Source organism: Undibacterium sp. Tian12W, from assembly GCF_049339405.1.
Lineage (GTDB): Bacteria > Pseudomonadota > Gammaproteobacteria > Burkholderiales > Burkholderiaceae_D > Undibacterium.
In genome coordinates, this window is sequence record NZ_JBMPPK010000004.1 from 202,038 (window position 1) to 214,496 (window position 12,459).

Genomic DNA, 12,459 nt, shown 5'->3' on the forward strand with positions numbered 1-12,459 from the left:
TATCAGGAAAATTAGGAGAAATACATGGCATCAGTGAACAAGGTCATTATCGTCGGCAACCTTGGGAGAGACCCGGAAACCCGTTACATGCCATCAGGCGATGCAATGACCAGCATCACCGTGGCAACCACCGATAGCTGGAAAGACAAATCCAGCGGTGAAAAGAAAGAACAGACAGAATGGCACCGCATTACCTTCTTCGGCAAACTGGCAGAAATCGCCGGTCAATACCTGAAAAAAGGTTCGCAAGTCTACGTTGAAGGCAGCCTGCGCACCCGCAAGTACACCGACAAAGACGGCGTAGAAAAATACGCAACCGACATCAAGGCCGACAGCATGCAAATGCTGGGCAGCCGCCAGGGCATGGGCGGCGGCGCAGGTATGGATGATGGCGGTGGCTACGGTGGTGGTGGCGGTGGAGGTGCACCAGCCCCACGACCACAGGCAGCCCCACAACAACGCCAAGCCCCAGCCTCACGCCCGGCACCGAATTTCTCGGATATGGATGATGATATTCCGTTTTAACGTGTAGGTTTTGAGCATTGTAAATAAGATCCCATTTCTCATAGGAGAAATGGGATCTTATTTTTTTACATTTGGAATGCGAGTTTTCGAATCGAGTGTCATGTTATGCACTTTCAATTCAAGCCTGTTGCAACAACAGCCTGAAGCAACACAGTCGCCTGGTTAATGATTGGACCCGCCATTGCTTCACGTTGCATTACGGACATCGGCCCTTCGCCAAAATAAAGGCCGTCAGAGACCAAAAATGTTAATCGTACATTTCCTTGTTTTGGAGGCGCTAATCGCGGCTTATCCCATGGCCCTATCTGTGACACCACTGGGGCTGATACAGAAAATAATTTCTTAACCATTGGTAAAAAGCTGTCAACGCCCTCGATGACAACAAGCTTGCCAGACTGATTGATATAACGCACCCCACCTTCCGAGAATGCGGCGAGTGTATCGAGGCCACCCGTGAGTGGCACTTCGATAATCACACCTAGCAAAATCTTTGGCTGAACAGTTTTTCCTTGCTCGCAAAGACGCGAGAAAGCCAAAAATCGAACACGTCCTTCTGCCGAAGTGTCGGAGGCCAAGGCTTCGAGTGCAGAGAAATCGGAAGGCGATGAAAATAAGATTGATTGCCAGCGCGTGGGTGTGTCGCCCGACTTACTTTTAAACCCATCCGGGTTGTCGCAAAAAAGTAAGTTATAAATTGTATTCATAGCCTCATTGGCGTAGGGCGAATGTGCAACGCCAGCTGCTGCATCCGAAGCAGCAAAATTAAGACCAACGGCAGCGAGTAATCTTCTAAACATAGGATACGTGACGTCGATTTGAGAGGCGCACGCGCCGATCAGTAAGTTGAATGGGAACGCATATTCGCACTTCATCTTCGAATGTCATGCTAGAGCTATTTTTATTGTTTGTTAATAGCATCTTCAATAAAACCGACGATCTCAGAAACTGAAATTGTAAATATTCCGGCCTTGCCAGCATCGAATGCAGATTTCCAAGTATTGTAGCCTTCAATATAATTTTGATTTGGTTTTCTCTTTCCGAGCAGTTTGGTAAGACTCTTATTTAGCGTTTCTTCAGAAACTGGAAAATGGGGTAGTTCTGAAGAAGCACCACCCTGAATGTGATTGTTCTTAACCCTGACACCATCGACACTGATGTGAAAGATTTTTCCGAGCTTCTGGTGCGTTTCGATCTTATTGATCAAGACGGTCGATTTTTCTTCACCTGCTCTAGTCTTGTATGCCCAAAGCTGACCTTCAGAGTAATCCACCGCTTTAGCGCTGTTGAATACAGAAAGTAAGCTCATGATAGTGATCAGTTTCTTCATGGTAGTAAGCTTTAACGCTGAATTACACGATGGGTAAGAGGTGTCTAATAGGTGGCATTCTTCGCTTCCGATCCCCGGAGTGCGTGTCTTTGAGGCCTAACGTAGAGCTAGCCGACGCTGCGCGACGTTATTGTGCAGCGACCGAAGAGAGCAAGGTTGAGCTCCATGTTATGCAGACATTTTTGAGACATGCTTAAGGGCAAAGAAAATGACTATTGCCGGAATAATCAGGGCAATGACATTCCACACCCCCATTGCAAGCAGGACTATCTGATTGATAGCGACAAAACCTGTGTAGGTATAAGCTGCCCATTTTTTCATCATCCATAGCCCAATCATGCACACCAATCCCACGAAGGATGAAAAGCCTAAATATGGTGGATACCAAGGGCTAATTTGCTGGGCAATTGGAGAAAAAATGAGTGGTACTGCGATTAGTGCGCCCAAAAAACCAATTACACAAATGACTGTAATAGACGTTGGTCGCTTTACCTTTTCGATTGATTCACTCACGGCTAGAGTTTCCTTGGAATGATGTTGTATAACTTTAAATAGGGTGAAAAAATTCCGCCTAATGTGGCGGTTCGTCCGCAATACGTTTATTACTGTTGAACTGTGAAGCCATACGAAATATGCGGTGTTTATATTCAGTACTAATAATAACCAGAAAAAGTCAGGCAGCCTTCATGGACATCCCGCAAGTCATATCTGAATCCAGCTCCATACATCCAAGCTTGCCCAACTGTGTAAAAATTGTATTCGTGATAAGTGCTTCAGTTTACGCACTGAAGAAGATTATGTCTACTGGATTCGATGGCATGCCCGCTTTCATGGCCTGCACTATCCCTGGAGATGGGGGGGCTAGGTCAAAGCCTTCTTGTTCTAAGCATTGAACGCAGTGTCAGCGCCTCATTCCATTCGCTGCATAACACCCAACTTAGAGCAGATAATCGACCGTTTAGCAGGCTCTACTCAAAGTCATCCCTATCTGGATTCTCTATACCAAATTTGTCTTCAATGGAATTATTTGAACTTGATTTTCGTCATGATGCCTGCACCGGAAGCGTCTGCATAAGATGGATAATTTTCAAGGAGCTAGCTTTAAGACTGCTGTCTCTTCCCATCTATTGTTGATAACGCCACATCCACAATGCCCTGCGCTTCCGCCACGATCTCGTGCAAATGCTCCTCACCCTTAAAGCTCTCCGCATAGATCTTGTAGATTTCCTCTGTCCCTGAGGGGCGGGCGGCAAACCAGCCGTTGTTGGTGATGACTTTCACACCGCCTATCGCGGTCATGTTGCCGGGGGCAGTGGTGAGGATGTCGGTGATGTTGTCGCCCGCCAGCAATTTGCTGGTGATCTGTTGCGGCGACAGGTTGGACAGGGCTTTTTTCTGTGCCGGCGTGGCGGGGGCTTCTACGCGTATGCTGACGGGCTTGCCAAATTCTTGCGTAAGCTGTTCATATACCTGGCCGGGATCGCGTCCAGTTTTTGCTTTTATTTCTCCTGCCAGCAGGGCGGCGACGATGCCGTCCTTGTCTGTTGTCCATGCTTTGCCGTCCATGCGTACAAAGCTGGCGCCTGCGCTTTCTTCGCCGCCAAAACCCAGGCTGCCATCAAACAGCCCGGGGGCGAACCATTTGAAGCCGACGGGCATGTCATACAGCTTGCGTCCCAGTCGCTTGCTCACATGTTCTATCATGCGGCTGCTGACCACGGTTTTTCCTATGCCTGGTTTGCTGCCCCAGTCCGGGCGATGCTGGAACAGGTAGTCGATGGCGACGGCCAGATAGTGGTCGGGCGTCATCAGGCCAGCGCCAGGTGTGACGATGCCATGGCGGTCATGGTCGGTGTCGCAGGCAAAGGCGATATCAAAATCTGACTGTATGTCCAGCAGCCTGCGCATGGCGTAGGGTGATGACGGGTCCATGCGTATCTTGCCGTCCCAGTCCAGCGGCATGAAGCGAAAGGTCGGATCAACTACATCACTGACTACCGTCAGGTCTATCTGATATTTTTCGGCGATGCGCCCCCAGTAATGCACGCCTGCACCACCTAACGGGTCAACGCCCAGGCGTATGCCGGATTGGCGTATCGCGGCAAGATCAATGATCTGTTCAAGCTCGCTGACATAGGTGTTCATGAAGTCGTAACGGTGTATCGTGCCAGCATGTATTGCCCGCTCAAAGGGCATGCGCTTTACATCCTTCAAATTCGCTGCCATGAGTTCATTGGCACGCTTGCCTATCCAGTCGGTGGTGGCCGTATCTGCGGGGCCACCATTGACGGCATTGTATTTAAAGCCGCCATTGTCGGGTGGATTGTGGGAGGGTGTAATGACGATGCCATCAGCCAGCCCAGTATTTTGCTCAATGCTACTAGCAATAGCAATAGCAGTAGCAGTAGCAGTAGCAGTAGCAGCATGGCGACCGCGGTTATACATCAGGATAGCCAGTGATACAGCAGGTGTAGGCGTATATTCGTCACCGCTGGACAGCATGACGTTGACGCCATTGGCCGCAAGCACTTCTATCGCGCTGATGCGTGCCGGTTCCGACAAGGCGTGGGTATCAATACCGAGGAACAAGGGGCCGCTGATACCCTGTTGCTGACGATATTCACAAATCGCCTGGGTGATGGCGAGAACATGATGTTCATTGAAGCTGGTCCGGAACGAGGAGCCACGGTGGCCAGAGGTGCCAAATGCTACCCTTTGCGCAGTGACTTGTGCATCAGGGATTTGTTTGTAATAAGCGGCGATGAGCTGGTTCACATCGACCAGCGCAGAATCTGGTGACAGTTGACCTGCTAGCGGATTGATATTCATAAGCTTCTTTCAAATAAGCACAGACATACCTGGAGCAGTTCATCCAGTGTAATTGGATAGTCGCGCAAACGCACACCAGTGGCGTTGTCACAGCATTGGAAATTGCAGCCGCTACACAGTTTAACTGCACTTTCTAGAAGTTGTTAGGGGCTGTTAGTTGGAATATTTATCTTTTGATCGGCATGATAAATCGGTCTCACTGCGACACTGGTAAGTGCTTATTACCGAAACGTGTAAGCGATCGCCCCGGCAAGAGGGCGACTATTTATAAATGTTTTCCAGAAGAAATGATGAAGAGAAAAAACCCTGAATTGCTTCCATTTTCAAACTGCATGTTCGCCTACAAGCCAAGCGCATATTTTCCGACTTTCTATCGCCAGCTTTAACTTTATTATTGCTTCACCTGACAAGGTAAGTCGTCATGTTGAACGACGATCATTTCTTTATTAGCTTTACCTTTTTTGTGAACAGGAAAAACCATGCATACCGATCATTCAGTCAACATTAAAAAACTGCGTCGCCATGCAAAGGCAGTGTTGAGAGAAGCTATTCTTGAACCTGTCATGATACTTGACGACGAGATCCCTGCGGCTTATCTCGTATCTGCTGAAAAGTACGATACGATGAATAAAAAACTGCATGACATCCATGGTCTGGAACGGTTAGGGAAACTGTCTTCACGCAAACCAGCAAAAGCTTTTGCTGACGAGCTGTAAGCTGTCCTTTGCCCTGCTGTAAATTGCTTGCAGCGATGGAAGAAAATTAAAACCGAAGAAAATCAAAACCTTAATGTCGTTTTGATTTTCTTTCGATCTTTTTTGATTTTGCAATTGATGGCTTGCTTGCCAAGTTCAGTATTGAAATCTCTGTATTGAAAGTGTCGCGAATTTTTAAGGCGCTATCTTGCTTTGCAATTCCTCAACCATTCTCAAATGATGTTCAAGCTAAGGCAGGGTTTTCAAGGCAAAGGCTTTGACATCAGGGTCTGTTAAAAAAGAGAAATCAGAAATTTGCCGTGCACAGTGTTAATGTTTGTCTTCAATCTGCTTGCGTAACCGCTCGTCTTGCTGACGCAACTCTGATGTGTATGTTTCGCCTAGATCATCTGCTTCCTGAATTTGTCTGATCTCTATGTCTGATTCGCACAGCATGGGATTGGGGCAGTGTTTTACCCACTCAATTGCTTCGTCAAGTGACTTTACCTGCCAGATCCAGAAGCCTGCAAGCAGTTCGCTGGTGGCAGAAAACGGCCCCTCAATAACTGAGCGTTCATTTCCAGAAAAGCGTACACGCACACCTTTTGATGATGGTTGCAGACCATCTCCGGCAAGCATGATGCCGGCATTCACCAGCTCTTCATTGAATTTACCCATCTCCCTGAACATCTCTTCGCTGGGCATCGTGCCAGCCTCGGAATCTTTGGTTGCTTTGACCATGATCAGACATTTCATTTTCTGTCTCCATTTATGTGAGTGAGGATGAATGCGGGTAACAATACAGGTAACAGTACGGGTAACTACTCGCAGGGCGCAATGAAGCCTATTCCTTGGGGTAGCTGAGCTTGGGATACCAGTCAGCGCCGCGTCCTTCTGGCGTGCTGTCGAGTATGGTCCAGAGTGGCATGAGGTCGGGTGCGCCACGTGGATCCTGGCCAGGGTCGGCACTGTCTGCACCCATTTCACCACTCCAGAAATGTCGTATCGTGCCATCACGTCGCGTAAAGACATTAAAGGCCGGGATGTCGGCATCGTCTGCACTGACGTAATCACGGGTGTAGTCGCCACTGGCATCGGAATACAGCCTCAGGTGCTGCCAGCCACGTTCTTTTTTAAAGGCAATCAGGCGGGCAATGGGGGAACGGGCGATGACCACCAAAGAGATGCGTTGCGCAACATCTGCTGCTTCGCCATCCCAGGCCGACAGTAAAGAGGTGCACATGGGGCAAGGCCGTTCACGTTTCGGGCCAAACATGTAACTGTAAACAGCCAGGGTCTGCTTGTTGCCAAACAGGCTGGCGAAGTCGGCAGGGCCATCTTCACCTTCAAAGTGATATTGCCTGGGTACTTCACCACCTGCTGGTAAAGCGCGGCGCTGTTCTGCCACGCGTTCTATTTGCCGCCTTAGTTCGATTTCCTCAGCGAGTAAAGCATTCCGGGCCAGCCTGTATTCTTTGCTCTCGTTAGGGAAATGCACAGTGTTCTTGCTTGCCAATTCGATTGCTGACTTGAGTTGCGTAGTACTCATGTGAAAATCTCCTGAGCATGCATATTATGCATATTGGGGGTATCAGTTGTCCTGCGCAGCCACGTTGATCATCCATGGCACACCAAAACGGTCAATGACCATGCCAGACAGGGATGTCCAGAAGGCCTTTGCCAAAGGCATCTGTACCTTGCCACCATCGCTGAGTGCAGCAAATAATTTTTGCGCCTCGGCATCGTCTTTGGCTTCCAGGTTCAGGGTAACGCCCTTGATGTCCGGGTGAGCCAGGGTCTCGATACCATCGCTTGCCATCAGTGTCGTGTTGCCTATGCGAAATGATGCATGCATGATCTTGTCAGGGTCTGACGATACCTTGCGCAGGCCTGGATCAGGGCTGTCTTTCCAGCGCATCATGACGAGCACTTCTGCACCCAGTGCCTTTTCATAAAATTTGATAGCTGCTTCGCTGTGGCCACCAAAGGCCAGGATAGTTTCAACTTGCATGGTATTTTCTTCAGTGTATAAATAGCTTGCCAATCACTTTTACCCGTAGCTTACGCCAGTCACAGTTGACAGACTGTGCGTCAGCTCACACAAACAATCCGGCTTACAGTATCAATTCCATAAACCGCCAGCGTGGATGCAGGACCGCTGGTACTTCCGCACCTTCATAAGGTGGGCAGTCCTTGAAACCGGCAGTTTCATACAAGCTGTGAGCCGCTTGCATGAAGGGGGCGCTGTCCAGGCGAACCCGCTGATAGCCGAGCTTGCGGACATCGTTGAGCAAGTGTTGCAGCAGAGTATCGCCCAGGTGCAGGCCGCGAAAAGCCGGTAATACGTACAAGCGTTTTATTTCGGCAATACTATCCTGTATGCCGCGTCTGCCACCCATGGCGGCATACTGGCCATCTACCTCAACCAGATAAAACATGCCATCCAGCGCATCCGCGCCACAAATTTTATCCAGCGCGCCCGGTACATATTCAGCCAGTGGCATACCCAGTAAAGCCTCGGTAGTAATACCAAAATCTTGCGCTATGTTCGCCGCCACCCAGCCCATATATTCCATATTCATGGCGATGAGGACATCTTTATGTTGAGCAATATCAGCCTTGATAAAAGTAATTATTGCCAAAATGCTTGCTCCTTCATGCATAAACGAAAATATTGCAGGGATTGACATCTGCAGGTGTATGGCAGTTTTGCACTACAATGCGCATTGATAGGGATTAAAGCCCTGACGCACTCTATACTCTGATGCGCGTTAATATCAATAGTGTAACGCTCAATCAAAAATTTCTCTTCTTCAATTTATCCATGACTTTTGAATCTCTAGGCCTGATCCCGGAACTTTTGCAAGCGGTTGCCGCACGTCAGTATGAAACACCAACTGCGGTGCAGGCTGAGGCTATTCCTGCGGTACTGGCTGGACAGGATGTCATGGCACTGGCACAGACCGGTTCTGGCAAGACAGCTGCCTTTGCTTTGCCCCTGTTGCAACGCATGCAAGAAGAAATGGAAGAGGCTAGCAAACAGCGTAAGGTCAAGATTCTGGTACTGGTACCTACCCGTGAATTATCCGGGCAGGTAGGCCAAACAATTGAGGCTTTGGCGGAGCATTTGCCAAAGAGGCTGAAGGTAGCCGTCATTTATGGCGGTGCGTCTATCAACCCGCAGATGATGCATTTGCGTGGTGGGGCTGATATCGTCATCAGCACGCCGGGGCGTTTACTGGATTTGCTCGATAACAATGCCCTGTCTTTAAAAGACGTGGCGACACTGGTGCTGGATGAAGCAGACCGCCTGCTGGACCTGGGCTTTGCCGTTGAAATCAAACGCATCCTTGAGCAGTTACCTGCCAAACGGCAAAACCTGTTTTTCTCGGCGACCTTTTCGCCAGCAGTCAAAAAGCTGGCGCTAGGCATGCTGCATGAGCCAGTGTGCATTGCGATTGCCGACTTGACCAAGAACTTGCCCGATATCGCGCAAAGGGCGATAGCAGTTGATGGCGACAAGCGCACCAGGTTGCTGGTGCACCTGATCAAAGAGCAGCAATGGGAACGTGTGTTGGTGTTTGTCGCCACAAAATATGCGAGCGACACCATCAGCAATAAATTAAAAAAAGCAGGTATCAAGGCAGAGGCATTTAATGGCGATGCCAGCCAGGGTGCGCGTCAGCACATGCTGACTGACTTCAAGGCGAACCGCATACAGGTGCTGGTTGCTACTGACCTGGCGGCCCGTGGTATTGACGTTGTTGGCCTGCCCGCGGTTGTCAATTATGATTTGCCGCGCTCGGCAGACGACTACATCCATCGCATAGGCCGCACTGGCCGTGCCGGTGCGAGTGGTACGGCAATCAGCTTTATTCTGGCTGAGCATGAAATGCATTTCCGCCTTATAGAAAAACGCCAGAACAAACGTGTGCCGCGCGAGACCTTGCCCGGTTTTGAACCTGCGGCAATTGCAGCAAACCAGACAGATTCTGAAGCCAGCCCTGATGCGCCGACTGGCGGCATCAAGGGCAAGCGTAAAAGCAAGAAAGACAAGCTGCGTGAGTTGGCCGAAAACAATAAGTAAATGCGCGAAAATATTTCTGGACGGCCAGCTTTTGTGAGTGTTGCATGTCAAACCATGTTGCCATTTGAGATTCATCTGACGGTAGCAAATGCGCAGGAAGCAGATATCCCCGGGTTCATTGAATTTTGCGGGGAGATCAAGGCAAAACCGCTCTTGATAGAATTATCAAGAGGTACACATTCTCAGCAACTGATGTTGAGCAAGCTTCTGATGGCGGATCAACTGGACGCCGTATTGGAGGTAGCAAAAAACTATGGATGCATATTGAACCAGCGAGCTTACAAAACAAGCCGCCTGAAAATAGAGATACCTCTGCAATACGCAGAAGAGTATAAAGAAAATGTAGCCATGTCATCAGATGTTTACTATGAATGGCACGGTAAAATCAATTTCTCCAGAGTAGAAGATTTGCTGCGGTTTTGTGAAAATCATGAAGCGCACCTGTCCAGAAATTCCCTCAGAAATGAACCTGGAATGCGTTTTGTGACTTTGCGCGAATCTGGTAGCAAGGCTGCTTTCTTGCGCAGGGTTGACGCTTTGCAAAAAGGTCTGAAGGACAGTGTCTGGACCATTATGCACGAGCGTTTCGAGTACTGCGTCTTTGATGATAACTGTGCGCTGGATCACGGTTGGCTGAATCAGTCTCTTTAATGGAAAATCAGGAATTTTTTGATGTCATCTTCTAACTTATCAGCATGTGATGTTTCGCCCGCTTTCCTGGCAGGTGAAGCTTTCATACGTCGTGCCGCAAGCCTGGATTTACCTTTCATGCTGAAAGGCAGTTTCTTGACACGGCAATATTTTCAAGACCCTGCTCAGCGGATTCCTGCTGATCTTGATTGGGTATGCATGCAGGGAGTCGTTGATGCCACGGAGGCGCGCACTATTCTTGACCCGTGGGCAGTGGCAGTTACTGAAGCTGTGGCAGATGATGATATACGTTTTCGCAGCTTTAGGAAAAATGCTTTTTGGCGACGGATAGATTACGCCATGGCAGAAGATTTTCCTACGGTGAATACTGACCTGGCTTATAGTCAGGGAGATGCGCCGTACGATGAAATTAGTATGGATGTGTCTTTGAACCTGGACCTGGCACAGGGACCTGTACCTTTGCTATACAGACCTGTTTTGGGCGACGCTTTTTTGATTAAAAATACAGTTCCACTTTCCTTACAAATCGCATGGAAAATTCATCAGACCCTGGTCAGGCCACGTTTCAAGGATTTATTTGACCTCGGTCACTTGTTACAGCATCGAGAATTTGATGAGGTAACTCACACTCAGATGCGGCAGGCACTTGAACGTGAATGCCAGGTTGGCAAAGTCGACATGCAGACACTAACCTATTTTTTGAGTGGAGATATTGCCAGGTTTTTCCCAAACTGTTCCATAGAAAAGAACTGGAATCTGTTTCGGCATAATCAAACACCGTCTTATCATTCCTACGCAGACATACTTGCGTTTGACCGGGCAGATCAAATTACAGATGCCAGTAAGTTGCCGCACGACTTGTCTGATTTTCTTGAACAATTTCATGCCATCCTCATGCGGACCGGTTTGGTTGAGGGGGGAGCTGCATGCCCGCCAGTAAGGTCCGGTGCACAAATCGTCACGTTCTTTATGCCACCAAAACGCCTTGTTCCTGAGATAGCGGAGCCTGCTCCTGCTCCTGAGCAAAATGATAATCCAATTTATGGCAGAGCAGATAATGCTAAAAAAGGAAGAGAGTTTGAGGCGGCTTTTCAATTTCCTATAACGTCTCGCGAAACTAAGGCGCTTCCAGAAAAAACGTCGACCCTGGAAAATTGGATAAAGAAGATCAAGGCCTTGTTTTAGCAGGCCTTGATTTGAGTCTGGACAAGGACTGGTTTTAGTTTGTGCAATGAGTGAGCGCAACGTTCGCCATGCCTGAACTGGTATTTGTTACCGAGTTATTGTCACAGACGATATTACCAGTCAGACCTGACTGCACATTGATGCCATAGCCCTTGGTATTGAGGTTGAAGCGGTTGCTGCTGAATTTATTGTTCTTGCCCCAGCCGGTATAAGCCTGGTGCACCTGAAAACCATCGAGCAGGTTTTTATCGCTGGAGGTAGGGTGGTTATTGACGGTGTTACCGGTGATTGCATAATTATTGCCTTTGACATCAATCACACTGTCGGCATAGTTTTCACCACTGATGCCGCTGCCGTCAAAGGTATTGCCCTGTATCAAACCATCAGATGAGCCTTCCTTGATGTCTATGCCTTCGGCATTCACATTCGGGCCTATGCTGTTGGTCAGCACCTTGTTGCGGTCACTCTTGTCCGGGTTGCATGACGTGTAGGTGCACCAGTTGGAATTGGCTGATCCTATGTACACACCTTCACCAAAGCCAGCCTGCTTCTTGCCGGTGTTATAGATGTGACTGTTCTTCAAGACATTGTCGGTGCTGAAGGTGCGAAAGTGTATGCCTTCGTCATCGACATCATGCACGGTCAGGTTTTGCAGTACGTTGTTGGTAGAGGTATCAAGGATGATGCCCTTGCCTGAATTATTGACCGTGATGCCATCAATGATCCAGTAATTCGCGTGATCGAGATACAGGCCATAACCACCGCTGTTCACCAGCACGGCGGCAGATGATCCGGCTGGGCCTGTCAATTGTATGGGGGAGTCAGCCTTGCCGTTTTTGTTCTTGATGACGAACTTGTCTTTGTACGTACCTGCCGCCAGTTGTATCACGTCACCGGCTTTTACCTTGCCGATGGCGTCCTGCAATTCCTTGGCTGTCGTTACCTTGTAAGTGGTTGCCATTGCTGGCAATGCTGCCGCCAGTAGCGTAATGAATGTCAAAGCCGGTTTAAGGATCATTTTTTTGCTATTTGGTTTTGCAGATAACATGATGTACTCCTTGCTTGTTTGGATGGGATTAATTTCTCGTTATAAAAAACAGACAGCAGAAAGCCATCCGGCAGGAATGCCAGAATTGATAAAAGCGGAAGGTGTATGAAAT

Annotated in this window: 14 protein-coding genes; 5 read left to right on the forward strand and 9 right to left on the reverse strand. The window is 48.7% G+C overall.

What is annotated here, in order from left to right; genetic code table 11:
• Positions 1 to 24: 24 nt before the first annotated feature.
• Positions 25 to 525 carry a single-stranded DNA-binding protein gene (gene ssb / locus ACO0LI_RS06710; RefSeq protein WP_422950282.1) on the forward strand — a complete coding sequence of 167 codons (501 nt, stop codon included), beginning with the start codon at positions 25 to 27 and terminating at the stop codon, positions 523 to 525.
• 113 nt (positions 526 to 638) lie between these two features.
• Here ssb and ACO0LI_RS06715 read toward each other — a convergent pair whose 3' ends face one another.
• The 4 genes from ACO0LI_RS06715 to ACO0LI_RS06730 all read right to left on the reverse strand — a co-directional run bounded on the left by ACO0LI_RS06715 (position 639) and on the right by ACO0LI_RS06730 (position 4,681).
• Positions 639 to 1,397 carry a hypothetical protein gene (locus ACO0LI_RS06715; protein ID WP_423031814.1) on the reverse strand — a complete coding sequence of 253 codons (759 nt, stop codon included), beginning with the start codon at positions 1,395 to 1,397 and terminating at the stop codon, positions 639 to 641.
• Positions 1,398 to 1,423: 26 nt separating this feature from the next.
• On the reverse strand, positions 1,424 to 1,852 hold the full coding sequence (locus ACO0LI_RS06720; protein WP_422950284.1) for a hypothetical protein: 429 nt from the start codon (positions 1,850 to 1,852) through the stop codon (positions 1,424 to 1,426).
• 168 nt (positions 1,853 to 2,020) lie between these two features.
• Positions 2,021 to 2,365 (reverse strand): hypothetical protein, encoded by a 345-nt coding sequence (locus ACO0LI_RS06725; RefSeq protein ID WP_422950285.1) that lies wholly within the window; start codon positions 2,363 to 2,365, stop codon positions 2,021 to 2,023.
• Positions 2,366 to 2,953: 588 nt separating this feature from the next.
• On the reverse strand, positions 2,954 to 4,681 hold the full coding sequence (locus ACO0LI_RS06730) for an alpha-D-glucose phosphate-specific phosphoglucomutase (RefSeq protein WP_423031816.1): 1,728 nt from the start codon (positions 4,679 to 4,681) through the stop codon (positions 2,954 to 2,956).
• A gap of 479 nt (positions 4,682 to 5,160) precedes the next feature.
• On the opposite strand from ACO0LI_RS06730, the gene ACO0LI_RS06735 reads away from it, so the two are divergent.
• Positions 5,161 to 5,397, forward strand: coding sequence for a type II toxin-antitoxin system Phd/YefM family antitoxin (locus ACO0LI_RS06735; protein WP_422950287.1), 237 nt, complete (start codon positions 5,161 to 5,163; stop codon positions 5,395 to 5,397).
• A gap of 309 nt (positions 5,398 to 5,706) precedes the next feature.
• Here ACO0LI_RS06735 and ACO0LI_RS06740 read toward each other — a convergent pair whose 3' ends face one another.
• The 4 genes from ACO0LI_RS06740 to ACO0LI_RS06755 form a co-directional block, all read right to left on the reverse strand.
• Positions 5,707 to 6,132, reverse strand: a complete 426-nt coding sequence (locus ACO0LI_RS06740) for a YciI family protein (protein WP_423031818.1) — start codon at positions 6,130 to 6,132, stop codon at positions 5,707 to 5,709.
• A gap of 88 nt (positions 6,133 to 6,220) precedes the next feature.
• Positions 6,221 to 6,925: a DUF899 family protein gene (locus ACO0LI_RS06745; RefSeq protein WP_422950289.1), complete on the reverse strand. Its 705-nt coding sequence runs from the start codon at positions 6,923 to 6,925 to the stop codon at positions 6,221 to 6,223.
• A gap of 42 nt (positions 6,926 to 6,967) precedes the next feature.
• Positions 6,968 to 7,387, reverse strand: coding sequence for a VOC family protein (locus tag ACO0LI_RS06750; RefSeq protein WP_422950290.1), 420 nt, complete (start codon positions 7,385 to 7,387; stop codon positions 6,968 to 6,970).
• 103 nt (positions 7,388 to 7,490) lie between these two features.
• The gene (locus tag ACO0LI_RS06755) at positions 7,491 to 8,018 is read right to left on the reverse strand and encodes a GNAT family N-acetyltransferase (protein ID WP_423031820.1); all 528 of its coding nucleotides are present in this window, start codon (positions 8,016 to 8,018) and stop codon (positions 7,491 to 7,493) included.
• 182 nt (positions 8,019 to 8,200) lie between these two features.
• Between ACO0LI_RS06755 and ACO0LI_RS06760 the strand changes: the two genes are divergently transcribed.
• From ACO0LI_RS06760 to ACO0LI_RS06770, 3 genes are read left to right on the forward strand one after another with little or no spacing between them, the layout of a single operon-like run.
• On the forward strand, positions 8,201 to 9,463 hold the full coding sequence (locus ACO0LI_RS06760) for a DEAD/DEAH box helicase (protein ID WP_423031822.1): 1,263 nt from the start codon (positions 8,201 to 8,203) through the stop codon (positions 9,461 to 9,463).
• Positions 9,464 to 10,114, forward strand: a complete 651-nt coding sequence (locus ACO0LI_RS06765; RefSeq protein WP_422950293.1) for a hypothetical protein — start codon at positions 9,464 to 9,466, stop codon at positions 10,112 to 10,114.
• A 21-nt stretch (positions 10,115 to 10,135) separates the two neighbouring features.
• Positions 10,136 to 11,299, forward strand: a complete 1,164-nt coding sequence (locus ACO0LI_RS06770; protein WP_423031824.1) for a nucleotidyl transferase AbiEii/AbiGii toxin family protein — start codon at positions 10,136 to 10,138, stop codon at positions 11,297 to 11,299.
• Positions 11,300 to 11,333: 34 nt separating this feature from the next.
• Here ACO0LI_RS06770 and ACO0LI_RS06775 read toward each other — a convergent pair whose 3' ends face one another.
• On the reverse strand, positions 11,334 to 12,347 hold the full coding sequence (locus ACO0LI_RS06775) for a right-handed parallel beta-helix repeat-containing protein (RefSeq protein ID WP_423031826.1): 1,014 nt from the start codon (positions 12,345 to 12,347) through the stop codon (positions 11,334 to 11,336).
• Between the last annotated feature and the right edge of the window lie 112 nt (positions 12,348 to 12,459).

Bases quoted from the DNA above. Each gene is read 5' to 3' on its own strand.
- ssb (WP_422950282.1), top strand. From the start codon at position 25: ATGGCATCAGTGAACAAGGTCATTATCGTCGGCAACCTTGGGAGAGAC.
- ACO0LI_RS06715 (WP_423031814.1), bottom strand. From the start codon at position 1,397: ATGAAGTGCGAATATGCGTTCCCATTCAACTTACTGATCGGCGCGTGC.
- ACO0LI_RS06720 (WP_422950284.1), bottom strand. From the start codon at position 1,852: ATGAAGAAACTGATCACTATCATGAGCTTACTTTCTGTATTCAACAGC.
- ACO0LI_RS06730 (WP_423031816.1), bottom strand. From the start codon at position 4,681: ATGAATATCAATCCGCTAGCAGGTCAACTGTCACCAGATTCTGCGCTG.
- ACO0LI_RS06735 (WP_422950287.1), top strand. From the start codon at position 5,161: ATGCATACCGATCATTCAGTCAACATTAAAAAACTGCGTCGCCATGCA.
- ACO0LI_RS06740 (WP_423031818.1), bottom strand. From the start codon at position 6,132: ATGAAATGTCTGATCATGGTCAAAGCAACCAAAGATTCCGAGGCTGGC.
- ACO0LI_RS06745 (WP_422950289.1), bottom strand. From the start codon at position 6,925: ATGAGTACTACGCAACTCAAGTCAGCAATCGAATTGGCAAGCAAGAAC.
- ACO0LI_RS06750 (WP_422950290.1), bottom strand. From the start codon at position 7,387: ATGCAAGTTGAAACTATCCTGGCCTTTGGTGGCCACAGCGAAGCAGCT.
- ACO0LI_RS06760 (WP_423031822.1), top strand. From the start codon at position 8,201: ATGACTTTTGAATCTCTAGGCCTGATCCCGGAACTTTTGCAAGCGGTT.
- ACO0LI_RS06765 (WP_422950293.1), top strand. From the start codon at position 9,464: ATGCGCGAAAATATTTCTGGACGGCCAGCTTTTGTGAGTGTTGCATGT.
- ACO0LI_RS06770 (WP_423031824.1), top strand. From the start codon at position 10,136: ATGTCATCTTCTAACTTATCAGCATGTGATGTTTCGCCCGCTTTCCTG.
- ACO0LI_RS06775 (WP_423031826.1), bottom strand. From the start codon at position 12,347: ATGTTATCTGCAAAACCAAATAGCAAAAAAATGATCCTTAAACCGGCT.